Source organism: bacterium Scap17, from assembly GCA_013376735.1.
Taxonomy (GTDB): Bacteria; Pseudomonadota; Gammaproteobacteria; order Pseudomonadales; family Halomonadaceae; genus Cobetia.
The window spans coordinates 3,175,668-3,200,012 of the sequence record VINJ01000001.1; the positions used below are offsets into that span (position 1 = coordinate 3,175,668).

Annotated in this window: 20 protein-coding genes and 2 pseudogenes; 5 read left to right on the forward strand and 17 right to left on the reverse strand. The window is 62.4% G+C overall.

Annotated features, from left to right (window positions below; translation table 11 throughout):
• The first annotated feature begins 165 nt into the window (after positions 1-165).
• Both FLM52_13450 and FLM52_13455 read left to right on the forward strand, forming a co-directional pair.
• A complete protein-coding gene (locus FLM52_13450; protein NVN56781.1) occupies positions 166-645 on the forward strand; it encodes a heavy metal-binding domain-containing protein in 480 nt (159 codons plus the stop codon).
• Between the two features lie 183 nt (positions 646-828).
• Complete coding sequence (locus FLM52_13455) at positions 829-1,551, forward strand: hypothetical protein (protein NVN56782.1); 723 nt, start codon at positions 829-831, stop codon at positions 1,549-1,551.
• Positions 1,552-1,557: 6 nt separating this feature from the next.
• On the opposite strand, the gene FLM52_13460 is transcribed toward FLM52_13455, so the two are convergent.
• The 14 genes from FLM52_13460 to FLM52_13525 all read right to left on the reverse strand — a co-directional run bounded on the left by FLM52_13460 (position 1,558) and on the right by FLM52_13525 (position 15,733).
• Positions 1,558-2,112, reverse strand: a complete 555-nt coding sequence (locus FLM52_13460) for an adenylate/guanylate cyclase domain-containing protein (GenBank protein ID NVN56783.1) — start codon at positions 2,110-2,112, stop codon at positions 1,558-1,560.
• Positions 2,096-3,100: an IS481 family transposase gene (locus FLM52_13465; GenBank protein NVN56784.1), complete on the reverse strand. Its 1,005-nt coding sequence runs from the start codon at positions 3,098-3,100 to the stop codon at positions 2,096-2,098. Before FLM52_13465 ends, FLM52_13460 begins: the two co-directional genes overlap by 17 nt.
• The gene (locus FLM52_13470) at positions 3,081-3,449 is read right to left on the reverse strand and encodes a hypothetical protein (GenBank protein ID NVN56785.1); all 369 of its coding nucleotides are present in this window, start codon (positions 3,447-3,449) and stop codon (positions 3,081-3,083) included. The genes FLM52_13465 and FLM52_13470 overlap by 20 nt, the downstream gene beginning before the upstream one ends.
• Before the next feature lie 9 nt (positions 3,450-3,458).
• Positions 3,459-4,001 carry a hypothetical protein gene (locus FLM52_13475; protein NVN56786.1) on the reverse strand — a complete coding sequence of 181 codons (543 nt, stop codon included), beginning with the start codon at positions 3,999-4,001 and terminating at the stop codon, positions 3,459-3,461.
• A 112-nt stretch (positions 4,002-4,113) separates the two neighbouring features.
• The gene (locus FLM52_13480; protein NVN56787.1) at positions 4,114-4,473 is read right to left on the reverse strand and encodes a RidA family protein; all 360 of its coding nucleotides are present in this window, start codon (positions 4,471-4,473) and stop codon (positions 4,114-4,116) included.
• 288 nt (positions 4,474-4,761) lie between these two features.
• Positions 4,762-5,652 (reverse strand): universal stress protein, encoded by an 891-nt coding sequence (locus FLM52_13485; GenBank protein NVN56788.1) that lies wholly within the window; start codon positions 5,650-5,652, stop codon positions 4,762-4,764.
• A gap of 180 nt (positions 5,653-5,832) precedes the next feature.
• Positions 5,833-7,320, reverse strand: coding sequence for a SulP family inorganic anion transporter (locus FLM52_13490; GenBank protein NVN56789.1), 1,488 nt, complete (start codon positions 7,318-7,320; stop codon positions 5,833-5,835).
• A gap of 264 nt (positions 7,321-7,584) precedes the next feature.
• The gene (locus FLM52_13495; protein ID NVN56790.1) at positions 7,585-8,640 is read right to left on the reverse strand and encodes a DMT family transporter; all 1,056 of its coding nucleotides are present in this window, start codon (positions 8,638-8,640) and stop codon (positions 7,585-7,587) included.
• A 6-nt stretch (positions 8,641-8,646) separates the two neighbouring features.
• Positions 8,647-9,507: an HAD-IB family hydrolase gene (locus FLM52_13500; protein NVN56791.1), complete on the reverse strand. Its 861-nt coding sequence runs from the start codon at positions 9,505-9,507 to the stop codon at positions 8,647-8,649.
• Positions 9,508-9,636: 129 nt separating this feature from the next.
• Positions 9,637-10,626 carry a cyclodeaminase gene (locus FLM52_13505; protein ID NVN56792.1) on the reverse strand — a complete coding sequence of 330 codons (990 nt, stop codon included), beginning with the start codon at positions 10,624-10,626 and terminating at the stop codon, positions 9,637-9,639.
• An 82-nt stretch (positions 10,627-10,708) separates the two neighbouring features.
• Positions 10,709-11,818 (reverse strand): pyridoxal-phosphate dependent enzyme, encoded by a 1,110-nt coding sequence (locus FLM52_13510; GenBank protein NVN56793.1) that lies wholly within the window; start codon positions 11,816-11,818, stop codon positions 10,709-10,711.
• A 3-nt stretch (positions 11,819-11,821) separates the two neighbouring features.
• Positions 11,822-13,297: an aminotransferase class III-fold pyridoxal phosphate-dependent enzyme gene (locus FLM52_13515; protein NVN56794.1), complete on the reverse strand. Its 1,476-nt coding sequence runs from the start codon at positions 13,295-13,297 to the stop codon at positions 11,822-11,824.
• 96 nt (positions 13,298-13,393) lie between these two features.
• On the reverse strand, positions 13,394-14,947 hold the full coding sequence (locus FLM52_13520) for an NAD-dependent succinate-semialdehyde dehydrogenase (protein ID NVN56795.1): 1,554 nt from the start codon (positions 14,945-14,947) through the stop codon (positions 13,394-13,396).
• Between the two features lie 237 nt (positions 14,948-15,184).
• Positions 15,185-15,733 (reverse strand): hemerythrin domain-containing protein, encoded by a 549-nt coding sequence (locus FLM52_13525; protein NVN56796.1) that lies wholly within the window; start codon positions 15,731-15,733, stop codon positions 15,185-15,187.
• A 312-nt stretch (positions 15,734-16,045) separates the two neighbouring features.
• Here FLM52_13525 and FLM52_13530 point away from each other — a divergent pair, with 312 nt between their 5' ends.
• The gene (locus FLM52_13530; GenBank protein NVN56797.1) at positions 16,046-17,413 is read left to right on the forward strand and encodes a replication-associated recombination protein A; all 1,368 of its coding nucleotides are present in this window, start codon (positions 16,046-16,048) and stop codon (positions 17,411-17,413) included.
• 140 nt (positions 17,414-17,553) lie between these two features.
• On the opposite strand, the gene lolA is transcribed toward FLM52_13530, so the two are convergent.
• From lolA to FLM52_13545, 3 genes and pseudogenes are all read right to left on the reverse strand, one after another.
• Positions 17,554-18,222: an outer membrane lipoprotein chaperone LolA gene (gene lolA, locus FLM52_13535; GenBank protein ID NVN56798.1), complete on the reverse strand. Its 669-nt coding sequence runs from the start codon at positions 18,220-18,222 to the stop codon at positions 17,554-17,556.
• A 196-nt stretch (positions 18,223-18,418) separates the two neighbouring features.
• Positions 18,419-19,993, reverse strand: a pseudogene (locus FLM52_13540) (DNA translocase FtsK).
• A 1,629-nt stretch (positions 19,994-21,622) separates the two neighbouring features.
• A pseudogene (locus FLM52_13545) lies at positions 21,623-22,615 on the reverse strand (hypothetical protein).
• An 86-nt stretch (positions 22,616-22,701) separates the two neighbouring features.
• Here FLM52_13545 and FLM52_13550 point away from each other — a divergent pair.
• Positions 22,702-23,418: a leucyl/phenylalanyl-tRNA--protein transferase gene (locus FLM52_13550; GenBank protein NVN56799.1), complete on the forward strand. Its 717-nt coding sequence runs from the start codon at positions 22,702-22,704 to the stop codon at positions 23,416-23,418.
• Positions 23,419-23,454: 36 nt separating this feature from the next.
• Positions 23,455-24,258, forward strand: a complete 804-nt coding sequence (locus FLM52_13555) for an arginyltransferase (GenBank protein NVN56800.1) — start codon at positions 23,455-23,457, stop codon at positions 24,256-24,258.
• Positions 24,259-24,345 lie beyond the last annotated feature (87 nt).

The window sequence follows — 24,345 nt, forward strand, 5'->3', positions numbered from 1 at the left end:
GCGGATCGGATCTGGCGCAAGATACGCGCCCGCTGCATGGTCTATGGTGTGATTGGCTCACGCCTCTGGCTGTCTGACGGCGATATTCGCTGGCGTCGCGCCAGTCAATCACACGGTAAGGAGAGGTTTCACATGGCGTCATCCGTTGCTCAGTCATTCTCTTGGATGTTGCGTGCCGCGCGCTCTGCACGTGGCATGGCAATGGCCACCGCCCTGGTGACCGGCTCTGCCAGCCTGCTGGCCTCCATGCCGGCAGAGGCGCGGGACACGCAGCACTTCCTGCCGATCATGCCGGTGATGGCCAGCACCGCGGCCAGTCAACGACTGGGCAAGGACGTGGTCTTCTTCTTCGGTGACAAGCAGCCCTACGAGCGGATCGAGAAGCGTGGCTGGGCGCGGGTGAACCCGAAGACCAACGCGTCCAACAAGAGCGATGCGGAGGCCTGTCGCTGGGTGTTTCTGTCGGCGCTGCGCGAGTTGCAGAAGAAGGCGCGCGAGTATGGTGCCAATGCGGTGATCAACATTCGCAGCGACTATGACAACGTGCCCTACTCCAGCAGCGAGAAGTACGAGTGCCATGCGGGCAATATCGTCGCGGGTGTGGCGCTGCGCGGGGATCTGGTGATCCTGCATCCGAAGAACTGATTCCTCGATATGGCGGTCAGGCAAGGCAGTGGCGTGAGCGGGTCAAGTGAGCCGGTTGTGGATGACGTGGCAGGCACGCCTGCGAGGCGCCCGACCGATCACCCCGCCTACCGCTGCGTGGTGCTTGGACGCGCTGCATCAGATGACATCGCTTCGCTGAGCACGGGTTCGCCGAGCGCCGACTTGTCCAACGGCGAGCCGCTGATCTCGCATGATCCCCACGCCCTCGCCGCCTCCCTGGCATCTGCAACTGGCGGCGCTGCCAGCGCCTTGCCGAATCCCTGCTCTGAATCATCCTCTCGGCCAGCCCGCCTGTGGCTGGCCGAGGCGTGTGTGCTGCCAGCCTCCTGTGCTGACTCGGCTGATTCCTCTGCCAGCCCCTCCACTGAAACCTCCAGCTGTCGCTCGCTGCGCGCTCGCCAGCCGGATGTGGATAACGCTGCCCCCCCCGTGTCATCTGCCAAGGCCCGCCGTCGCCAGCAACGTGAAGCCGAATCGCGCCTCGCCCGCCTTCTGCTCGGTGAACTCGCCGCTGCTCAAGGCATCCAGCTTGCGCTGGCCGATTGGTCGCCGCGTGGCCAGGCACCCTATCACCCTGCGCTACCGGCGGGCTTTCACGTCTCCATCGCCCACCGCCACGGCCATGTGCTCGTCGGCCTCGCCACCGCCCCGCTCGGGCTGGACCTCGAATACCGCAACCCCCGCCACGCCCACGACCTCGACACCCGCATCGCCATGCTGCCTACAGACGCACGCGAACGCCTCGCTGAGGCATCACACCTCAGCGAGACAGAACGATTGGACGGGTTTTATCGCGAATGGGTGAGGTATGAGGCAGTATTAAAAATTAATAGAAGAGCATCAAACCCTTCACCGAAAAATTATCATCATAAAATCCAAAGTTAATTAAACCTACTCGGATTCTTGAGAAACTAACTCTCTACAGTATTGCTTTCCATGTTCTTCACACCACAGTGATTTTAAAACCATAGCTTTAGAAAAATCGAAATTATCATTATCTTCAAGATTTATCTCCTCCCATAGCGGGGTAGAAACACCAGCATTATTACATCCACAAGATTCTTTAGCCTTACGACTTGTAATATTTAATAAAAATCTTGATGACGCAACAATCTTTCCTCTTTCAGACAGAGATGCTAGCTTAGCGCTCATATTCACTGGTCTACCAGCCCAAACTTCATTACGTAGATGGGAGTCATCACCTCCCCTTGGTTCTAGACCTATCCTCTTTACTAATACAGTTTTTTGATCAATCCCTATATGGCTACCTATAGATAGCTTCCTCTTCCTAAAAACTTTTTTGCTAAAATCATTTTCGCAGAAAGTTTTACAGGTTATAGCAGCACATAAAGCAGTATGGGGTCGATTGTAGTCAAATAACGCAAAGACACCATCGCCTTTAATATCGATATAAGATGCTCCAAAGCTCTTAAAGATTTTTACCATAGTTGTCGGGTTCCGTCTGATTGACTATAGCTTGCGTAAACAGCTCAGGTCGTTCGACCTGCCACTCCTTCATTGCTGCTATAGGCGCTTTGTGGTGTAGTGCTCTCTGAGGAATGTGGTGGTTATAGAGCCAGCAATAACGCTCGAGTGTCTGTTCTAAATCTTCACTTGAGTCATAACGCCGAGTCGCCAGTACATCGCTGATACGCCCATTGAAGCGCTCCACCATCCCGTTCGTTTGGGGTCTGCCTGGCCTGATCAATCGATGCTCGATGCCATGGCTCTGACATTCCTGATCGAAAAGGTGATGTCCACTGGGCTTACGTTCGCCACCCACGGTAAAGCGGTCGGTAAAGGATTTACCGTTGTCCGTGAGCACGGTTCGAATCGTGAAGGGAGCCTCCTCTTCCACACGCTTCATGAACGCCTGGGCGTCCTTTGCAGATTGACTTGATCTGACCTCCAGATACACCCACCGAGTGGCACGATCAATCGCGACGTAGAGATAACGCTTCTGATCTTCGTCAGGCATTTGGGGCAGGTGCTTGATATCAATGTGCACATACCCGGGCTCATAATCCTTGAAAGGCCGATGCTTGGGCTTCTCGTCCTCCTTCGCATCTTGACGCGCCAGCTTGGCGAGAGTCGGTACATCACGTCGTTTGAGCATGCGCTGAAGTGCGGAACGCGACAGATTGGGGTTCAGGAATTCCCGAGCAACGACAAGTAGATCATCGAGCCCCAGGCGAAGCAGTTCACGTGCGGCGATGACGATCTCTTCCTGTTCTGAGGTCAGAGTCGCGAGTAGGTTATGACGTGTGTGGGAACGATCCAGGACATCATCACGATAGCGCCAGCGCTGTATAGTTGAGACGCTGACCCCGAACTGACGAGCGAGATCTTTGTTCGTCATGCTGGAGGGAGCTGCTTGGATGTCGGCACGGATTTTCGGTGTCGTCGTCGCTTGCTTATGCAGCTTGATGTCCATGAAGCTTTTCCTGAATCAATTGCTTGATGAGCTCACGAGAGGCTAACAAAGGATAGCTTCGTTGTGAAATCCGATCATCCGGCACCCTACACATAGTTCCTGTGAAATACTGATATATTTCAGCAGTACTTTTTTCATGCCTAGTTGCAGATAACTTAGTTGATCCAGCCATATCCACAAAAACAGAAATAACACCATTTATCCTAATCCAACTATTATTCCTTTGTGGAATATTTTCAGGACTTGGAATTAATCTTTTGTTATTTACTAGCGCACCATGGTTATATTCTTCACCAGCTCTTTCTATAATACCTTTGATTTCATCAATATATTGTCCAGTGCTTGACATAAAAGGCCTCTAAATAGTGAAGAATAAAAACGATGGCAAGGCAAGACCAAGCCCTATTAAATAAGCCACATAAGCAGGAATAAAAACCCAAAACTTATCTAATGTAATCCTAGAATTTATATGAATTTGTCTTATAAATGAAATTTCTAGTTCAGTAAACTCAGAACCTTCATCCAACAATTCACATTTCATTGCTTTTATATAGGAGCTTTTATCCATGTCAGCTATATCCTTAAAAAACACCAAATCGGCGTTCTCAATATTATTTTCTCCAACTCTATTTTTATAAACATCTAACATAATATCATTAATTTTTGGAACATAAGCTGCGAGCAAAAAAATCAAACCGACTATCCAAATAAGAAATGCAAATTTATATAAAATAATTCCAAAACAATTAAACTCATATTGAGAAGTTAGTCTAAACCCTATCGCTATGCTAGCTAGCGTGAAAGTAAATAAGAATCCATTCTTAGCTTCAGCAAACTTAAGCCAACCATCGACTCTGTCCAGTAAATTTTTCAAGAAATCAATTCTATCTTTAAAACTCAACTTGTTTTCCATAAACACCCTTATAATATTAAGATAATAAAATTAATTATAAATGATAAATTAAACCCCGCCAGAGAAATCTCTGGCGGGGTTAGAAAAACCATACTGCGAGTTACTTCACCGCAGCGACCACGGTAATTTCACACAGCAGTTCCGGGCTGGCCATGGCGGCTTGTACACAGGCGCGGGCGGGGGCGTGGCCTTGTGGTACCCAGGTATCCCAGATGTCATTGAAGGGTTTGAAGTCGTCCATCGACTTGAGATAGACCGTGGCGGAGAGCAGGTGCTCGCGGTCGGTGCCGACTTCTTCCAGCAATGCATCGACACGCGCGAGCATGCTGTTGGCCTGGTCCGTGATATTCCCGAAGCGGTGGTCCGGCCCGGCGACCTGGCCACACAGGTAGATGGTGTTGTTGTGGATTACGGCGCGGCTCATGCGTGCCTTGGTGTCGTGACGTTGGATATCGCTCATGGAGAGTGTCCTTGTACCGTTCTTCTTGGAGTGTGAAAGACGCACCAGCGTAAGGGAAACCCCCTCAGCGGCATGGCGCGCAATGAGGATAAGCGGCCATCAGCGTTCCAGATTCCGGCGGGCGGCGCAACGCGACCTGCGGGGTATTTTCCAGTCGTCGAGAGGGTTTCTGCCTTGCGTACCTGTAACCACTCCCCAGGAGGCAGAAATGAAGACGCCGCGCCGTCCCGACATGACACGGGAAGGCGCGGCGTTCTCATTGCCCGGCAGGGCGTGGGCTGAACAGTGCTAGCGCAAGATCAGCAGCGGCACCGTGGCGTTGCGAATCATCTCGGTAGTGGTGCTGCCGACCAGCAACTGACGGATGCGCGAGTGGCCGTAGGCGCCCATCACCAGCATGTCGATGGCGTGCTGTCGGGCATATTCGCGCAGGCAGGCTTCTACCTCCCCCGCCTTGAAGCTGGCCTGCACGCTGAAACCTGCCGCGGTGAGAGTGTCGCGCGCGGCGTCCAGCGGTGCCTGATGCTCCACCGTTTCCGCGCCGACCATCACCAGATGCAGCTCCGCGCCCTTGAGCAGCGGGCTTGCCGCCAACACCTCGACGGCGCGCTTGATGGTGCTGCTGCAATCGAAGGCGATCAGCACCCGAGTCGGTACAGCGAACTCACCCGGCACCACCAACACGGGACGATGCAGGCTGCGAATCACGCGCTCCAGATTGCTGCCCAGGTGCTCGCTGGCCTGCTCCGCCCCTTCACCACGCTTGCCGATCACCAGCAGGCGAATCTCGTCTTCCAGTTCCTCCAGGGTCTCGACCAGCTCGCCATTGCGCTGGCGTGGGCGCGGCTCGGTGATACCCGCTTGCACGGCGCGCTTGTAGGCGGCCTCCAGCATCAGACGGCCCTGCTCCTGGGCGATGCGCCCGCGCTGCTCATCCAGGGTGGCGAGTTCTTCCAGCAGGTGCTCGCGCGCGCCGAGCCCGATGCTGCCGGAAAGATCACTGGTGGTCTCGCCCGCCCCTTCATGGCGGTCGATCACATGCAGGAAGCTCAGCGGTGCCGAGAGACGTTGGCTTGCCCATACGGCGGCATCACACACGGCGACGGCAAAGGCGGAGCCGTCAATGCAGGCGGTGATCTTGTCATGGCCTGTCGGGGCACTGGCAGAGGATTGGCTCATGGCGTGCTTCCTTATGCTGACGATCAAGGTTGGCGCTTCGGGCGCCTGTCTCGAGATTACCACCTTCCGGCCCCATGAACGCAAACGGCGGGCAGCCCGTGTGGGACTGCCCGCCGTCTTTCCGCATGAATCACGCTGCTGGCGCCATCGCTCTCGATCAGGCGGGTGGCACCAACGGGATCAGTGACCCATCAGCTTCTCGACCGCATCCGGCTTGTCATGCACCGCGAAGCGATCCACCAGCGTGGCGCTGGCTTCGTTGAGGCCACGCACCTCGACCTCGGTCCCCTCGCGGCGGAACTTGACCACCACGGTGTCCAGCGCGCCGATGGCGGTGATATCCCAGAAGTGCGCACGGCTGACGTCGATGACGACACGCTCGACGGTCTCCTTGAGGTCAAAACCGGCCTGGAACTGCTCGCTGGAGGCGAAGAACACCTGACCGACCACGCGGTATTCGCGGGTACGGCCATCGGCATTCATGTCGCTGCCGATATGCAGCACCTGACCGATCTTGTTGGCGAAGAACAGCGCCGAGAGCAGCACGCCGACCAGCACGCCGAGCGCGAGGTTGTGGGTCGCGACCACGACGGCCACCGTCGCCAGCATGACGATGTTGGTGGACATCGGGTGGGTCTTGAGATCACGGATCGACTGCCAGGAGAAGGTGCCGATGGAGACCATGATCATCACCGCGACCAGAGCGGCCATCGGAATCTGCGAGACCCACGGGCCGAGGAACACGACCAGAATCAGCAGCACGACACCCGCCACCATGGTGGAGAGACGTGTGCGACCGCCGGACTTCACGTTGATCATCGTCTGACCGATCATCGCGCAACCCGCCATGCCGCCGAGGAAGCCGGTGACGACGTTGGCCGCGCCCTGGCCCTTGCACTCACGGTTCTTGTCGGACGGCGTGTCGGTCAGGTCATCGACCAGGGTGGCCGTCATCAGGGATTCCAGCAGGCCCACGACCGCCAGCGGCAGCGAGTACGGCAGGATGATCCACAGGGTTTCCAGATTGAAGGGGATGTCCGGAATCAGGAACACCGGCAGGCTGTCCGGCAGCTCGCCCATGTCGCCGACGGTGCGGATATCCAGACCGACGACCATGGAGAAGATGGTCAGCACGATGATGCAGACCAGCGGCGACGGCAGCAGCTTGCCAACCTTTGGCACCAGCGGCAGCAGGTAGATGATGCCGAGACCGGCCGCGGTCATGGCGTAGACGTGCCAGGTGACGTTGGTCAGCTCCGGCAGCTGGGCCATGAAGATCAGGATCGCCAGCGCATTCACGAAGCCGGTGACCACCGAGCGCGACACGAAGCGCATCAGCGAGCCGAGCTTGAAGTAGCCGAAGATGATCTGGATCACGCCGGTCAGCACGGTGGCGGCCAGCAGGTATTCCAGGCCGTGGTCCTTGACCAGGTCGACCATCAGCAGTGCCATGGCACCGGTGGCGGCGGAGATCATGCCCGGACGGCCACCGGCGATGGCGGTCACCACGGCGATGGAGAAGGAGGCATACAGGCCGACCTTGGGGTCGACACCGGCAATGATGGAGAAGGCGATGGCTTCGGGGATCAGGGCCAACGCCACCACCAGGCCGGACAGGATGTCGGGCCGGAGGTTGGAGAGCCACTGCTGTTTGAGGCTGCTTGTCATCGAGTCGTCCGCAACAGGTTGGGGAAGGTGGTGTGCGTGCTGAATCCTGGCGCTGTCGAGTCAGTCTGGCGTCCGGTTGTGGCAATCTTCATCACTGCCGTCAGGGGCAGTGCCGCTCGCGCCTGGCTCGCGTCGTGAAGTCGCTATCGTTTCCGGTCGCACTGTGGCTTTCTTCGCGCCATGAGCTCTTCGCTCCGGTCGCCGTGAGGCGTCCGGAGGGCTGTCATTTGACAGTGAATAAACTCGGGGATAGGAGGAATTGTATCAGTTGCCGCCCGCAGACGCATCCGCAGAAGGCGCGCGCGTGGCCTGCAGGTGACGCAGGCGGCGGTCGATCAGGCTCTTGATCAGCATCGCGCCCAGCACCATGGCGCCGCCCACCCAGCCGCGCAGGGTCAGCGACTCGTCCAGCACCCACCACACCCACAGGATGCCGAACACGCTTTCCAGCAGCATCAGCAGTGCCACCTCGGCGGACGGCAGATACAGCGGGCCGCGCTGGATCAGCGTGAAGCCCAGCGGCGAGAGCACCAGACACAGCAGCACCAGCCAGCCGGCGCGCTGAGCGAAATCATCGCTGTGCGAGGGCCATAGCTGGGTGAGCACGCTCTCGAGGCCCTCTGCTGCACCCTCGCCTACCCCTCCCCCAGAGGCTGCCAACCATATGCAGGCCAGCAGGCCGCACAGCGCGGTCAGCAGTCCTGACAGTGTCAGCATCGGGCTCATGTCGAGGCCCGGGCGCGTGCGACACAGCGTGAAGTTGCCCGCCAGCGACAGGCTGCAGCCCAGCGCGAGCAGATTGCCGGTCAGCGAGCCGCTGCCCGCCTCGTCCATCACCAGCAGCGTGATGCCCGCCAGCGAGACCAGAATCGCGCCCCATACATGGCGCGGCTGGCGCTCGCCCAGCCATAGCCGCGACATCAGTGCCGCGAACAGCGGACTGGCGGCGAGGATGATCAGCACATTGCCGGCGCGGGTGTATTGATTGGCGAGCACGAAGCCCAGCGTGGAGCCGGTGAACAGCAGCGCGACCCACAGCCCCGTGCGCCCGCAGCCACGCATGCGTGCCAGCGCACTGATAAAGCGCTGGCCAGGCCCGCCGCGCTGGGTGAGCAGCAGAATCAGCGCGAAGCCGATGGCCGTCAGCAGGCCGCGCCAGAACACCAGCGGGCCATCGGCGACATCGGCGAGGCGCAGCAACAGCGCATCCGGCGAGATCAGCAGCACGCCCAGCGCCGTCAGCGCGACGCCACGCGCCTGCAGGGCTCTGGCATCCGGGCTGTGATCGCGGGAAAGGTGGGAGTCAGTCGCCGGCTTCATGCACGCTCAGTCCGATTCGATGGACAGGTGCGACTGGCGCCAATCGACCACCGGCCAGCCACGCGCTTCGGCGAACTGGCGCAGCGGCGCATCCGGCTGGGTGGCGTGGGGATAATCGACCCGCTCGAGCAGCGGCAGGTCGTTGTGGGAATCGGAGTAGCCCCACAGTGCCTGCGGCGCACGCTTGAGCTGGCTTGCGTCTTCCAGCCAGGCATCCAGCGCCGCCAGCTTGCCTTCGCGGAAGGTGACGATGCCGGTGGTCTCGCCGGTGAAGCGGCCCGCTTCATCGAAGGCAGGATGGGTGGCCAGCGCGCCATCGGCGGTCAGGCGACTGGCGATGGGGCCGACCAGATGGTGCATGGAGGCGGAGATGATCAGGGTGCGATGGCCCGCCTCGCCGTGTTCGGCGAGACGCGCGATGCCGCCTTCCAGCAGACGCGGCATCACCATCTCCTCCACGAAGCCATCGACCTCGCGGCGTACCTCATCGCGATGCCGCCCGATGAGCGGGCTGAGCAGATGGCCGGTGTGCTCGTGGATATCCAGAGTGCCGGCGTGATACTCGCTCTGATGGCGCTCGCCGATGGCCATGAAGGCTTCGACATCCTCGATCCAGCCACAGGCGGCCATCCAGCGCATCCACATGCCAGTGCAGTCGCCATCGAGCAGGGTATCGTCGAGATCGAACACCGCCAGCGGAGAGTCCAGCTGGCAGAAATGGCGCAGATATCCCTCACCCGGCGGGGATAGCGGTGGCAGCAGCGTCACGGCATCGCAGTCGGCGCAGAGGTCCGCCAGCGGCGAGCGGCGGACCTCTACCCCGGGAGCAGCATTGAGGGCGCGCGGCGCAGCAGGGGGTGAGGGCATGGTTCGAGTCACGACAGGCTCCGAGTGGACGAGAGAGTCAACGGCTTCCTGCCGTTACTGCGTGACCCTCGCATGCGGCGCCGCGCTGGGCAAGTCCGTCGCGCCTTCACGACCCGCTGTCGCTGCGCGCTAGCGCTGGGCGAGTCGAGCCAGCGCCAGGCTGGCAATCGCGGTGTCCTGCACGCCGGTGCCGGTCAGGTCTGCCACCGTGATGCGGGTATCAGTGGTGGTTTCGGTCTCTTCATCTCTGTTCTGGTCACCCTCACGCAGACGGCGCCCATCGGCCAGCAGCTTGCCCAGCTCGTACACCTCGCACGCCTTGGCCTGGTCGTCATCCAGCCCCTTCAGCTCGCCATTGATTTCCGACTGGGCGCGGCTGTCACACACGAAGTAGTCGCAATCGGTCAGCACGTCGGCTTCCAGTTCGCGCTTCTCGGGGCTGTCGGAACCCATAGCGGTGACATGCACGCCTTCCGGCAGCATCGTGTATTCCAGCAGCGGCGTGTGAGACGGCGTGGCAGTGACGATGATGTCGGCGTTCTGGCAGACCGCGTGCAGGCTGTCATGACTACGTATGGTGAGGCCCAGCCGCTCCTCCGTCTCACGCGCGAAACGCTCGGCCCGCTCCTTGTCGCGTGCCCAGACATCGACACTCTCGATGTCGCGCACCAGCCGCAGCGCCTCCAGCTGCAGGCTCGCCTGCTCACCGGCGCCGATCAGCGCGACACGCTTGCTGTCAGGGCGCGACAGGGCCTCGGCCGCCACGGCCCCGGCCAGTGCGGTGCGAATGGCGGTGAGATAGCCGCCGTCATTGAGCAGCGCCTCGGCAAGGCCGGTCTCGGCGGAGAACACCACCATCAGGCCATTGAGGCTCGGCAGGCCACGGGCGGGATTGTTGAAGAAGCCGGGGCTGATCTTGATCGCGAAGTGCTTGAGGCCCTGGATGTGGGCCGTCTTGACGTCCACCTCGCCATTGGCCTCCTCGATGGCCATCGACAGGATCGGCGGCTGCACCACCCTGCCTTGACCCAGCGCGATAAAGGCGTCACGGATGGTGGCAAGCGCCGTGGTATCCAGCCCCACGACCTGCTCGATCTGTTCACGGGAATATGTCTGCATGCTTTCTTGAGTCGTTTCCGTCATGCGCCCTCCTTCTGGTGTGCCGTCAGCTGTCTCACGCTGTGAGCCATGGGCGAAAAAATCACTGCTGAGCGTCCGCCAGCAGCGCTCGGGCCTGATCGAAGGTCTCCAGACTGACACCGTTGCCGCTGATGATCAGCGCGACACGCTGGCCGCGGATCGACTCGGCCAGCCCCGGGTCACTCTCCCCCAGCCGTGAGGCCTCAAGTGCGGCGAGACCGACCACGGCGGCGCCCTCGACCAGCAGCTTCTCCTCTTCCAGCAGCATCAGCATGGCGCGGGCGATGGCACGCTCGCTGACCTGATGGTGGTGATCCATCACGCGGCGCACCAGCGGCAGCGTGGTGTGATTGCCAAGCCCGATGCCGCCGCCCAGTGAGTCGCCGAGGCTGGCGACCTCTTCCACCTCCACCGGCTCGCCTGCCTGCAGGCTGTGCCACATGGCCGCGCCTTCGGTGAGGCTGATGCCATGCACGCGGGTTTCGGGGCGAATCGCCTTGAGCGCCGCCCCGATACCGCCGAGCAGGCCGCCGCCGGACAGTCCAATCAGTACCTGATCGAGCTGCGGGCAATCCTCCATCAACTCAAGCCCGATGGTGCCCTGACCGGCCGCGATCAGCGGGTCATCGAAGGGTGGCACCGCCAGCATGCCCTCCTCCTCGACCAGCCGATTGACCTCGTGGAAGGCCTCGTCCTGGCTGCGCCCGACCCGGCGCACCTCGACACTGCCACCAGTGGCACCGCCCAGCTCACCCAGCGCCTCGATGGCACGCACCTTGTTGGCGGGCACCTGCTCGGAGAGACAGATGACCGCCCTGAGGCCACGGCGCATCGCGGCGTAGGCCAGCGCGCGACCATGATTGCCGGTGGAGGCGGTGGTCACACCGCACTGGAGGCGCTCGTAGGCCTCGCCGGAGGCCTGCTCCGCCACGGCGGCCAGCAGATTGCTGGCCCCGCGCAGCTTGAAGGCGCCGGTGGGCTGGCGGGTCTCCAGCTTGAGCAGAATCTCGGCATCGAAGCGGCGCGACAGCCCCGGTGACGGTACCAGCGCCGTGCGTTCGACACCCGTGGCCGTCGATGAATGAAACAACCGCTGGCGCGCGGCATGGATATCGGCCAGCGCCAGCGGCGTTTCCCGTGTGCTCTTGAGCGGGGGCAAGGTCAATGCCATGACCTACTTGTCACCAGAAGTGGGATCACCGGAAGAGAGATCACCATTGTCGACAAGCTCCTGATGCACCTTGTCCACGGCGCGACGCGCGCGGGCGACGATGTCATCGATTTCCTCAGGCGTGACCACCAGCGGCGGCGCGAAGCCGAGGATGTCGCCCTGCGGCATGGCGCGTGCCACCAGGCCTTCCTCGAGGGCCGCCGCGGAGATGCGCGGGCCGACCTTGAGCCCTGAGTCGAATGCCTTGCGCTGTGACGGCTGCGGCGAGAACTCCAGTGCCGCCAGCAGGCCGATGCCACGCACATTGCCGACGATGGGGTGATCGGCGAAGGCGGCCTGCATGGCGTTCTGCAGATAGGCGCCGGTATCGCGGGCATTGTCGACCAGGCCCTCGCGGCGAATGATCTCCAGATTGGCGACACCGGCGGCGGCGCCCAGCGCATGCCCGGAGTAGGTCCAACCGTGGCCGATGGGGCCGAATTCGCCGGTGCCCTGCTCCAGTACCTTCCACACACGGTCGCCGACGATGACCCCGGACAGCGGCTGATAGGCGCTGGTCAGGCCCTTGGCGATGGTGACCAGGTCCGGCTTGATGCCGAAGTGCTGGAAGCCGAACTGGCTGCCGATGCGCCCGAAACCACACACCACTTCATCGCAGATCAACAGGATGTCGTGACGCTTGAGCACGGCCTGGATGGCCTCCCAGTAGCCTTCCGGCGGCGGCACGATGCCACCGGTGCCCAGCACCGGCTCGCCGATGAAGGCGCCGACGGTCTCCGGCCCCTCGGCCTGGATCATCGCCTCGAGCTTCTCGGCGCACCAGGTGGAGAATTCGCGCTCGCTCATCTCGGCGCACTCGGCAGGACGGCGGTAGTAGTCCGGCGCCTCGGTGTGCAGGATGCCCGGAATCGGCAGATCGAAGTGATCATGGAAGGCTGCCAGCCCGGTCAGCGAGCCAGAGGCGATGCCGGAGCCGTGATAGCCACGCCAGCGCGAGATGACCTTCTTCTTCTCGGGCTTGCCGATCACGTTGTGGTAATAGCGCACCAGCTTGAGCTGGGTCTCGTTGGCATCACTGCCGGACATGCCGTAATAGACCCTGGACATGCCGGGGCCGGCCAGCTCGAGAATCTTCTCGGACAGCGCGATCTGCGGCTCATTCGAGTGGCCGACGTAGGTGTGGTAGTAGCTGAGCTTGAGGGCCTGCTCGTGGATGGCATCGGCGACTTCCGTGCGCCCGTAACCGATATTGACGCAGTAGAGGCCGGCGAAGCCGTCGATCAGCTCACGTCCGTCACGCTCACGGATGCGGATGCCTTCGCCGCCGGTGATCACGCGGCCCGGTGCATCGCCCTGGGCGTAATCGCGCAGGTGGGTCGAGGCATGGAAGGTGACCTTGCGGTCACGGCGAATCAGCTCATCGGTCGAGGTCGCGTCGTCGAAGCTGGCGGCCTGGCTCAGGGTGTTATCGGTGCTCATGTGACTCTCCGAATGCTCAACTAGGGGCGATCGACCGGTGGTGCTCAATGGCCACCGGTCGCCATGATTGACATGTGACAGTGAAGGATGTCCGTCTCAACTTCCGGAGGCGCTTTCCAGCCCACCCAGACAGTAGTACTTGATATCGAGATATTCCTCGAGCCCCTGACGACCGCCTTCGCGGCCCAGGCCGGATTGCTTGACACCACCGAAGGGAATCGGCGCGCCGGTCATCTTGACGGAATTGACCGAGACCATGCCGAAGCGCAGGCCACGCATCAGTCGCCAGATGCGGCGCACATCGTGGGTATAGACGTAGGCGGCGAGGCCGTATTCGGTGTCGTTGGCCATCGCGATCACCTCTTCCTCATCGTGCCAGGCGGTGATGCCGGCCACCGGCGAGAAGGTTTCCTCGCGCCAGACGCGCATGTCCGGCGTGATGTCGGCCAGCAACACCGGCATGAAGAAGTTGGGGCCCGGCGCCATGCTCTGGTCACCGTGGATCAGCCGCGCACCACGCTCGACGGCGTCATCGACGATGGTCTGCGCCTTGGCGACGGCGTCGCGGTGGATCAGCGGGCCAAGGTCGATCCCCTTCACCTGGCCATTGCCGACCTTGAGCTGCTTCATGATGCGTGCGAAGTGGCTCAGGAAGTCCTCGTAGAGGCTGTCGTGGACCAGGATACGGTCGGCCGCGAGGCAGTCCTGACCGGAAGTCTGGAACTTGGCATCGACGGCGGCGCGCGCCGCTTCCTCGGGGTCCATGTCCGGCCCGACGATGAAGGGCGCATTGCCGCCCAGTTCCAGCGAGACGCGCTTGACGCTGTCGGCGCACTGTTGCAGCAGCAGACGCCCGACCCGGGTGGAGCCGGTGAACGAGAGTCCCGCGACGCGCGGGTCGTCACACAGCTGCCTGGAGACCTCGGAGGCCTCGCCGGTGATGACGCTGAAGACACCGGCGGGAATGCCGGCGCGCTCGGCCAGTTCCGCCAGCGCCAGCGCCGAGAACGGCGTCTCGCCGGCCGGCTTGACCAGCACCGTACAGCCCGCCGCCAGTGCGGCCGCGGCCTTGCGGGTGATCATCGCCAGCGGGAAGTTCCACGGCGTGATCAGCGCCGCGACACCGATAGGCTCACGCACGGTGCCCAGCGCGGCATTCGGGATATGGCTGGGGATGGTCTCGCCGAAGGCACGATTGCCCTCCTCGGCGAACCAGTGAACGAAGCTGGCGCCGTATTCCACCTCACCACGCGCATCGTCCAGCGACTTGCCCTGTTCACGCGTCATCAGCATGGCCAGGTCTTCCTTGTGGGCGCGGATGAGGTCGTACCAGGCATCCAGCAGCTCGCCGCGCTGGTCGACGCGCAGCTTGCGCCATTCACGCTGAGCCGTATCGGCGGCGGCGATGGCGGCGTCGATCTGCGCCTCCTCGAGCCACGGCACCTGGCCGAGACGCTCGCCGGTGGCGGGATCAAAGACCGCCTCCTCGCGTCCACCTTCGCCATGCACCCAGCAGCCATTCACGTAGGCGAGCTGGCGAAACAGGCGCGGATCTTCCAGAGCAATGCCTTCGCTGGCGAACTGGGCAGGCTCGGACGTCGCTCCGTCCTGGGAAGTTGCCCACTGTCGTGCAAGAGATTGAGCACTCATCGCTTGTCTCCCGGGCCGCTCGGCCGTCATCCAAGAAGGCGGAACACCGCCAAGGACAACGCCCACCGGAACGCGGCGGGCGTCATGGAATGACCTCAGTGTGGGGGAGATGGAACGCGGAGACTTTCGGGAATGCCCGCCGACGACTTGGCATTCTTTCTGTTGTGGCGGGCAGAGTGGGGATTCTTTCTGTGTTGCGGGGAATCGCGCCTAGCGTCACGCAGCAGAACGCATGAGTCAGGCCGTCACGACGTCACTCTCGGTCAGCTCGGCGTAGAGCTCCGGATAGGCCTCCTGGAGGCGCTCGAGTTCGGCGCGCGCATGCGGGATGGCATCGGTCAGCTGCTGCCATTCCTCGTCACTGAGATTATCGCGCATCAGCGGGAACAGCTCGGTGCGCTCGGCGCGCAGGTAGTCACGGTGTGCCTCCACATAGTCGCGCAGGTCGGCATTGAATTGGTCCATCGGGATGATCTGGTCCATCAGGATGCTGTCGAGGTTGTCGGACAGCTTGTCCAGACGCTCGTGCAGGGTGCGATATTGCTGGATGAGGCGCTGACAGAGTGGCGCGGCGTCTTCGGAGCGTTCGCACAGCATCTGGGTGCATTGACGCTCCAGCGGAATGATGAAGCCCTGCATGTAATCGAGAATGTAATCCACCACCTCACGCATCATGCGAAAGTCGGGACGCTCACCACTGACGAGCGTCTTGTGGCGATGCGAAAGCACGTGCAGCAGACGAGCCATGTTGGCGTGGTCCTGGCGCAGCTGAGTCACATTGGGCATGACTTCCTCCTCCTGACGGAACAGGTGGCCGATGCTGGCAGACAGCGCTGCCGCCTCGGGCATTGCTACCGAATGTAGCAATGTCGTCACCTAGAAGTGTAGGACACATCCCCCGAGCGCCAGTTAGACGTTGGGTGGGATTGCCTGAATGAGCGTCTCATGCTGGCAAAGAAACATGACAGTCTGGTGCAATGCCACGCGCGGCCTGAGGCCGCTGACTGAGCGCGCCGCCCCTGCTGATTTGTACAGGTCCGCAGGATCGGCCATGATGAGCGCAATACTGCCCCACGCCTGCCGGAGCCAGACTCGCCGATGGATCTTTTTGCCGATACCGCCTCGAATTCCCATGCGCCACTGGCCTTCCGCATGCGTCCACGCACCCTGGATGACTACATCGGACAGACAGCGTTGGTCGGGCCTGACATGCCGCTGCGCCAGATGGTGGCCTCCGGTGTGGTGCGCTCGATGATCCTGTGGGGGCCGCCGGGGGTTGGCAAGACGACGCTGGCCGAGATTCTCGCCAAGGGCTGTGATGCCCACCTGGAGCAGCTCTCGGCGGTGATGGCCGGCGTCAAGGACATCCGCGAGGTGGTAGAGCGCGCCAGACACTTCCAGGCCAGCGATCGCCAGACGGTGATGTTTCTCGATGAGATCCACCGCCTCAACAAGAGCCAGCAGGACGCCCTGTTGCCGCATGTGGAATCCGGCCTGCTGACGCTGATCGGCGCGACCACCGAGAACCCGTCCTTCGAGGTCAACTCGGCCTTGCTGTCACGGGCGCGGGTCTATGTGCTCAAGGCCCTGGAGACGGACGACCTGATCGAGGTGCTGACGCGCGCCCTCAAGGATGAGGTCAACGGCCTCGGCAAGCGTCATATCGAAGCCAGCCGCGAGACGCTGACCCGCATCGCGCGCTCGGCCTCCGGCGATGCACGCCGTGCCCTTGGCCTACTGGAGACCGCCTGTGACTTCGTGCGTCGTGAGCCCGACGCCCAGGGAGGAACGCGCGAGATACTCGAGGACAGTTCGCTTGAGGCCGTGCTGGGCCACCAGGCCTCCAGCTTCGACAAGCAGGGCGATGACTATTACGACCTGCTGTCGGCGATCCACAAGTCGATACGCTCCTCGCGGCCCGACGCGGCGCTGCTGTACATGGCACGCTTCATGGATGGTGGCGGCGACCCGCTGGATGTCGTTCGGCGCCTGACGGCGATTGCCTCCGAGGATGTCGGCAATGCCGACCCGCGTGCCCTGCCACTGACCATCGCCGCCTGGGACGCCTATCTGCGCCTGGGTGACTACGAGGGTCAGCGCGCCATTGCGCATGCGGCGATTCATCTGGCCATCGCGCCCAAGAGCAATGCCATCGAGGTGGCCTGGAAGGAAGCCCGCGCCTTCGTGCGCCAGCAGCCTCACTTCGGAGTGCCTGTCTACCTGCGCAATGCCCCGACCACGCTGATGAAGGAGCTGGGCATGGGCGAAGGCTATCGCTATGCCCACAACGAGCCCAATGGCTATCCGGCCGGCAGCTCCCACGATGCCTGGCCAGAAGAGCTGCCGACCCAGCAGTTCTACCGCCCGACCCAACATGGTGGCGAGAAGCGCTTCGCCGAGATCGAGCGCTGGCGCCGCGAGCAGGACGCCGCTGCAGACCGTGGCGAGACGCCCGAACAGAGCTGATCAGCGGCGAATCTCACGCACATATGGCTGCCAAGTCGCGACTGGCACAAACAGGAACGCCCGGACCGTCTGGTCCGGGCGTTCCTGTTTGTTCAGCATATTGCGATGTGCTCACAATTTGCGCTGCACCTTGGGCGCGATCACTGCTCGCGAATGACGTCGGCGCCTTGCGGGATCTGGAACACGAAACGGCTATCCTGCAGCGACGGATTGTATTGCACGTTGCTGAAGTCGATCGCCGTGCGCTGACCGGTGGAATCGGCCATCTGCAGCATGTCGAGCTGCTCGCTGTCGAAGGTCAGCTTGAGGCTTTCAAACAGCGTATCGGCCTGCTTGGGCGTCAGCGTGAAGGTCTCACGCGCGCCCTGCTGCTGGCGCTGAACCTCGTAGTTGGCGGTCAGCTCGCTGGAGCGCCCGGACAGCAGCAATGCCGGCGTGTGCGTCACGCGGTCATCCAGCGGCTGCACGGTGACCTGCTCCAGGTCCGGGTCATGCAGATAGACTTCCTTGCCATCCGAGACCACTTCCTGCCGGTACGGCGCGTCGACGCTCCAGCGGAACTTGCCCGGGCGCGACAGCCACATCTTGCCGTGGGCTTCCTGCAGGCGCTGACCGGAAGCATCGAGAATCTGCTGATCGAAATCGGCAGCATAGGTCTTGAGCGGCTCCAGCAGGCGCGACAGGCGATCGCCCGCCGACTCCTCGGCATGCGCCGGCAACGCGGCCATGCCCAGCATCAGAGCGGCACCCAGCCCCTTGGCCAGACGAGTGGTCAACGAAGAAGCGAAAGAACGCGACAATGTCTTCATGAAACTCCTTGCGATGAAGAAGACCAGTGACAAGCCTCGGCACCGAGGCCCTGCATCTGACCATCATCATTTCAGCGATTCGGGAAGGTTGCTGCCTCTATCCTGCTGACAGCGAACGGTTATCTGACATCTTTGACACGAAGGGGAGCAAAAAGCTCCCCTTCGTGCTCCAGCGTGCGGCGATGCCACAGAGTGACTAGCCGCTGTGGTTGGGCGCGATCACTTCCCGCGAGCCATTGGTGCCCATCGCGGAGACGACACCCGCCATCTCCATCGCCTCGACCAGACGCGCGGCGCGGTTGTAGCCGATCTTGAAGCGACGCTGCACGGCAGAGATGGAGGCACGACGCGACTCGACCACATAGGCCACGGCCTCATCGTAGAGCGCATCCTGCTCGGCATCGCCGTCCTCGCCTTCAGCCTCGAGACCGGCCAACGCATCCGCCTGCACACCACCGGTGAGGATCTCCTCGATGTACTCCGGCGAGCCGCGACGCTTCCAGTCGTCGACCACACGGTGAACCTCGTCATCATCGACGAAGGCACCGTGAACGCGCGTCGGCATGCCGGCACCGGCCGGCAGGTAGAGCATGTCACCGTGGCCCAGCAGGTCCTCGGCGCCGCCCTGATCGAGGATGGTGCGCGAGTCGATCTTGGAGGAGACCTGGAAGGCCATGCGCGTCGGGATGTTGGCCTTGATCAGGCCGGTCACCACGTCCACCGACGGACGCTGGGTGGCCAGAATCAGGTGAATCCCGGCGGCACGCGCCTTCTGGGCCAGACGTGCGATCAGCTCCTCGACCTTCTTGCCGACGATCATGAACATGTCGGCAAACTCGTCGATCACCACCACGATGTAAGGCAGCTTGGCGAGCACCGGCGGATGCTGATGCATCTCCCAGGGCTGCGGCTCCCACAGCGGGTCAGCGATCTGGGCACCATGTGCCTCGGCTTCATCGATCTTGGCATTGAAGCCGGCCAGGTTGCGCACGCCCATGGCGGCCATCAGCTTGTAGCGACGCTCCATCTCGGCGACACACCAGCGCAGGGCGTTGGCGGCCTCCTTCATGTCGGTCACCACCGGCGCCAGCAGATGCGGAATGCCGTCATAGACCGACAGCTCCAGCATCTTGGGGTCGACCATGATCATGCGCACTTCGTCCGGCGTGGCCTTGAGAAGCATCGAGATCAGCATCGAGTTGATGCCGACTGACTTGCCCGAACCGGTAGTACCGGCGACCAGCAGGTGCGGCATCTTGCCAAGGTTGGCCACGACAGGAGCGCCACCGATGTCCTGACCCAGTGCCAGGGTGACCGGAGATTCCGCCAGCTGGTAGGCATCGGAATCGAACACCTCGCGCAGACGGATCATGGCGCGGTTGGGGTTGGGAATCTCGATGCCGACTGTCGGACGGCCTGGAATCACCTCGACCACACGCACGCTCTTGACCAGCAGTGAACGCGCCAGGTCCGTCGACAGGTTGGAGATCTTGGACGCCTTGACGCCCGGCGCCGGCTGAATCTCGAAGCGTGTGATGACCGGCCCCGGCCAGACATCCGCCACCTCGGCCTTGACGCCATACTCGCGCAGACGCACCACCAGCAGCTCGGCCATCTGGTCGAGCTCTTCTTCGCTGTAGTTGGGCTTCTGGGCATCCGGCGGCGTCAGCAGGCTCAGCTGCGGCAAGTCCCCTTCCGGCTCCTCCTCTTGATCGGCGCCTTCATGGCGCTGACTCTGCATGTGCTCCACGGTCCACAGGGTCGGGCCGGAGGGGTCGCTGGCAGCCGCCTGTGCATCCTCCGCCGTCGCCAGACGACCGCCCCCCGGCACCATGCCGGACTCATCGCCGTCATAGGCCCAGGACGGGCGCTCGGCCGGTGCGGATGTCGCTTCCGGCGTGGCTGTCGGCGCCTCGAAAGGCGGCACATGCTCGGCCTGAGGCGCCACGGAATCCGGCTCTGCTGGCGCGACCGGCTCGGCCGGTTGATGAGGCGCTGCTGGCTGACGCGGCTCAGGGGCATGCTGCGGCGGCGTGACAGATGGGCTGCTAGGCGCCGCAGGCGCGTCTGCCGGTGTCGGCGCGTTGCCCGTCGGCTGCTCGAAGGCATCATCCCAGGAGACGACCGCCTTGCGAGCGGGAGTCTCGGATGAGGCCGCTGCGACACCGGCCGCCATCACACCCGCACCGGCTGCCAGCCCTGCGGCCGTGGCGAATTGACCACCATTGACGGGCAGGGGCGCATCATCGTCGTCCTTGGGCTCCGGCGGCTGATTGCGGCTATCCGGCGCGACACCGCTGCGCTCGCGCGCAAGTTGCGCGTCGCGCTCACGCTGTGCCTGCTTTTCAAGCAGTGCCTCTTTCTCAAGCTGTGCCTGCTTCTCGAGCTGTGCCTGCTGTTCAAGCTGCGCTTGTCGCTCTGCCGCTTGCTGCTCGGCTGTGCGCTGCACTTTCTGTTCTGCTTCGCGCTGCGCCTCCTGCTCTGCCAGACGCTGCGCTTCCTGCTCGGCCAAGCGCTGTGCCTCCTGCTCGCGAGCCTGAGCTTGCGCCTGAGACGGATCTTGAGCTTGCGACGAAGCCTTGTGAGCTTCGGCCTCGCTCTGCGCCTGAGCCTCTTGCGCTGTCTCGTGACGGGCGATCTCATGACGAGCCGTGTCATGACGAGCGGCCGGCGTAAAGGCAGAGGCAGCATCCCAGGCAGCAGGGGCAGCCGAGCTGTCGGAGGCTGATGCCGTATCTTCGACAGCAGGGCCTGGCGTCGGTGCCTTGGGAGCCTGTGCCGTGGCTGAGGCGTCAGCATGACGCTGGCGCTCAGCCTCAATGGCAGCAGCTTGCGGCAGGCGAGAGCGCGTGACATCGGCATGCGCGACACGCGGCGCGGAGGCTGTCTCTGCCGCCACGGCGGTCTTCAGGGCCGCGGCCAGGTCAACCCCTTCGATGCTGACATTGGCGCTCTGCACCGTCATGCGCTCGGTGTAGGCAGCGCCCGGCACCTTTGCGGAAGGCGTGGTTTCAGCGGTCTGCCACGGGATATCGGTGCTGCGGTCGTCCGTGAAGTCATCGCGAGTGCTGATGGCCTCGTCTGTGCCGTCATCCAGCGACGGCTCGACACGGCGCTGGCCGCGCGGTTCGGCGGCGATGCCTTCTGCCTCCTGCCGGCGACCAAGCAGAATCTCGTCGCTGTCCTCATCCCACTTCTCCTCACGGGCACGCCGGCTCGGCAGCAGACGCTGCCACCAGCTCAGTCTGGGGGCTGGTTCACGATCCGCGTCATCCTCTTCACCATCCTCGTGAGTCAGCGACTCCTCGGCGTAGGCTGCCTCGTCATCGTAGGCGTCCTGATCGTCGCGGCGGCTGTTGAAGCGCTCGGCGAACCATCCGGACACCCGCATGCAGCCATTGCCCAGCTCATCCATGACCGTCAGCCACGACATGCCGGTAAACAGCGTGAAACCGCACAGGAAACTGGCCAGCGCGACCAGTACCGTGCCGCCCATGCCGATCAGCGGCGTCAGCGCACCGGCAATGCCCTTGCCGAGAATGCCACCCGCGCCGTTGGTCAGCTGGCTGTCAGGACTGTAGAACTGGATATCGCCGATGACGCAGGTCGCCATGATCAGCAAGAACAGGCCGCCAGCACGCACGGCGATGGCCGTCGGGTCCCACACAAGTTCGGTGCTGGGCTGACGCATCAGACGCCAGGCACCGAAGCCCAGCATCGCCGGCCACCACAGGGCACTGCCGCCGAACAGCGAATACAGCACGTCTGACAGCCAGGCGCCGATGCTGCCCATCCAGTTGCTGGGCGTCAGTTCAGGGCCGCTGTAGGACCAGCCGGGGTCCGTCGGCGCATAGCTGAACAGCGCCAGCAGCATGAAGACGCATAGGCTGAGCATGAGAATGACCACACCTTCACGGCTGACGCCCTGCAGGGTGGTGGTCAGGCGTGACGGTGGTCGCGCTGCCTTCTCCGCACGCTGCTCGGCGCGGATGGCCTGGCGTTCGGCGCGTTCGGCCTGACGCTCGGCGCGGCGCTGGGCTGCAGGGCTTTCTTCCTGCACGCGTGGCGTGTTTCTGGTCTTGGCAGCAGGCTGGCCGCTGGCATCCTTCCTCGCGGGCTTGCCCGAGACGCGCGGCGTCTTGCGCGCCGAGCTAGCCTCTGTGGCTGAAGCACCGCGCAGACGCGCGAAGAAGCCCGGCGAGTCCGATTTCTGACGGGCACGCTTCCTGGGTGTTGCTGCCGCACGGCGGCTACGGGTTTCAGGCTTGGCCTGTTCCCGACTTGTCTTTCTGGCACTCTTGGCAGTCAAGTCGCCATCCCCCTTGCACCTTGTGGGCGATTTTCCATGTACCTTCAGCCGGTTATCATAACCATTCGATGGCAGTGACGTCATAATTGCCGATTCACGTCCGCTCATGACGCCAAGGCGCCAGGAGCCCATTGCTCCGTGCATGTTCCCGAACCGACAAGAGGCTGCTCATGCTTCCCTGGCTTCCCCCTGCCCCTGTCCACTTTCCGCATGCTTCCACCGCCCTGAGCGAGCCCGACGGCCTGCTGTGTGCAGGGGGCGAACTCAGTCCCGAGTGGCTGCTGGCGGCCTACCCCCGCGGCATATTTCCCTGGTTCAGTCCGGGTGATCCTATCCTGTGGTGGTCACCGGACCCACGCATGGTGCTCAAGCCAGAGGAAGTCCGTGTACGCCGCAGTCTGGCCAAGCGCCTGCGCAATGCAGGCCTGAGCTACAGTATCGACCGCGACTTTACCGGTGTGATCAATGCCTGTGCCAGCATTCCTCGCGATGGCCAGGCAGGCACGTGGATATTGCCAGAAATGCAGCAGGCCTACATCGCCCTGCATGCCATGGGACATGCCCACAGCGTTGAAGTCTGGCAGGGCGATTCTCTGGTGGGCGGCCTGTATGGCGTCGCCTGTGGACGCATCTTCTTCGGCGAGTCGATGTTCTCGCGCGTGCCCGATGCCTCGAAACTGGCGCTGGTGATCCTGTGCCAGGAATTGAAGGCACGGGATTTTCCGTTGATCGACTGTCAGATGCATACTCCGCACCTGGCAAGTCTTGGCGCCCGCAGCATCGCCCGCAGCGATTTCATCAGCTATCTTGACCAGTATGCCACTGGCCAAGGGCATGAGGGCAAGTGGTCACTGATATCTCGGCCCACGCAGCACGCCCGGGAATGATGGCCACGGCAATTCCAAGAGGGAGATGATGCAACGGTGAGCAGCAATACCCCCAAGCAACCGCAACGCGATCTGCGCTTCTTTCTGACGGTACCGCACGCCTGCAGCTATCTGGAAGGCCGCCAGGCGACCACGCTGTTTCTCGATCCGCAGGAAGCGCCCAATTCCGGTGTCTATGACGCCCTTGCCCTGCTCGGCTTTCGCCGCAGCGGCTCTCATCTCTATCGTCCGCATTGCGGTGATTGCCGTGCCTGCATTTCCGTCCGCGTGCCGATCGCCGACTTCACGCCCAACCGCACCCAGAAGCGTCTGGTGCGTCGCAATGCCGACCTGGTCATCGAAGAGGGGCCGGCACTCTTCGACCCCGAACATTATCGCCTGTACGCCCACTACATCCGCAGCCGTCATGCGGATGGCGACATGTTCCCGCCCAGTCATGAGCAGTATCGCACCTTCCTCACCTCCCGCGATGACTACGCCCGTCTGGTGAGCTTTCGCCTCGACGGCCGTCTGGTGGCCGTCGCCGCCATGGACCGCATGAGTCATGGCCTGTCCGCCATCTATACCTTCTACGATCCGGATGAATCACTGAATCAGCGCTCGCTGGGGACCTACGCGGTGCTGTGGCAGATCGAGCAGGCACGCCGCGAAAGCCTGACCCACCTCTATCTGGGCTACTGGATCCGTGACTGCCGCAAGATGAACTACAAGCAGCATTTTCAGCCGCTCGAGTATCTGGATGGCAGCCACTGGCGGCGACGCATACCGGCCAATCATACCGATAGCCATCTGCCACTGAGCCTGGTCAAGCAAGGCGCGTCAGTGACACCCGGCGAGTGACGCGCTCTGCGGGCGCCCTCTCGACGCAAGCGCGTCTGACAACGTCAAGATGAGCATCGTTCAGCTAGCAGGAGCTCACCAGACAGC

Coding starts and splice junctions, on each gene's coding strand:
- FLM52_13515 (NVN56794.1), bottom strand. CDS start 13,297: ATGAGCACCGATAACACCCTGAGCCAGGCCGCCAGCTTCGACGACGCG.
- lolA (NVN56798.1), bottom strand. CDS start 18,222: ATGAAGACATTGTCGCGTTCTTTCGCTTCTTCGTTGACCACTCGTCTG.
- FLM52_13450 (NVN56781.1), top strand. CDS start 166: ATGTTGCGTGCCGCGCGCTCTGCACGTGGCATGGCAATGGCCACCGCC.
- FLM52_13490 (NVN56789.1), bottom strand. CDS start 7,320: ATGACAAGCAGCCTCAAACAGCAGTGGCTCTCCAACCTCCGGCCCGAC.
- FLM52_13525 (NVN56796.1), bottom strand. CDS start 15,733: ATGCCCAATGTGACTCAGCTGCGCCAGGACCACGCCAACATGGCTCGT.
- FLM52_13470 (NVN56785.1), bottom strand. CDS start 3,449: ATGTCAAGCACTGGACAATATATTGATGAAATCAAAGGTATTATAGAA.
- FLM52_13530 (NVN56797.1), top strand. CDS start 16,046: ATGGATCTTTTTGCCGATACCGCCTCGAATTCCCATGCGCCACTGGCC.
- FLM52_13480 (NVN56787.1), bottom strand. CDS start 4,473: ATGAGCGATATCCAACGTCACGACACCAAGGCACGCATGAGCCGCGCC.
- FLM52_13460 (NVN56783.1), bottom strand. CDS start 2,112: ATGGTAAAAATCTTTAAGAGCTTTGGAGCATCTTATATCGATATTAAA.
- FLM52_13485 (NVN56788.1), bottom strand. CDS start 5,652: ATGAGCCAATCCTCTGCCAGTGCCCCGACAGGCCATGACAAGATCACC.
- FLM52_13465 (NVN56784.1), bottom strand. CDS start 3,100: ATGGACATCAAGCTGCATAAGCAAGCGACGACGACACCGAAAATCCGT.
- FLM52_13500 (NVN56791.1), bottom strand. CDS start 9,507: ATGCCCTCACCCCCTGCTGCGCCGCGCGCCCTCAATGCTGCTCCCGGG.
- FLM52_13495 (NVN56790.1), bottom strand. CDS start 8,640: ATGAAGCCGGCGACTGACTCCCACCTTTCCCGCGATCACAGCCCGGAT.
- FLM52_13550 (NVN56799.1), top strand. CDS start 22,702: ATGCTTCCCTGGCTTCCCCCTGCCCCTGTCCACTTTCCGCATGCTTCC.
- FLM52_13510 (NVN56793.1), bottom strand. CDS start 11,818: ATGGCATTGACCTTGCCCCCGCTCAAGAGCACACGGGAAACGCCGCTG.
- FLM52_13505 (NVN56792.1), bottom strand. CDS start 10,626: ATGCAGACATATTCCCGTGAACAGATCGAGCAGGTCGTGGGGCTGGAT.
- FLM52_13520 (NVN56795.1), bottom strand. CDS start 14,947: ATGAGTGCTCAATCTCTTGCACGACAGTGGGCAACTTCCCAGGACGGA.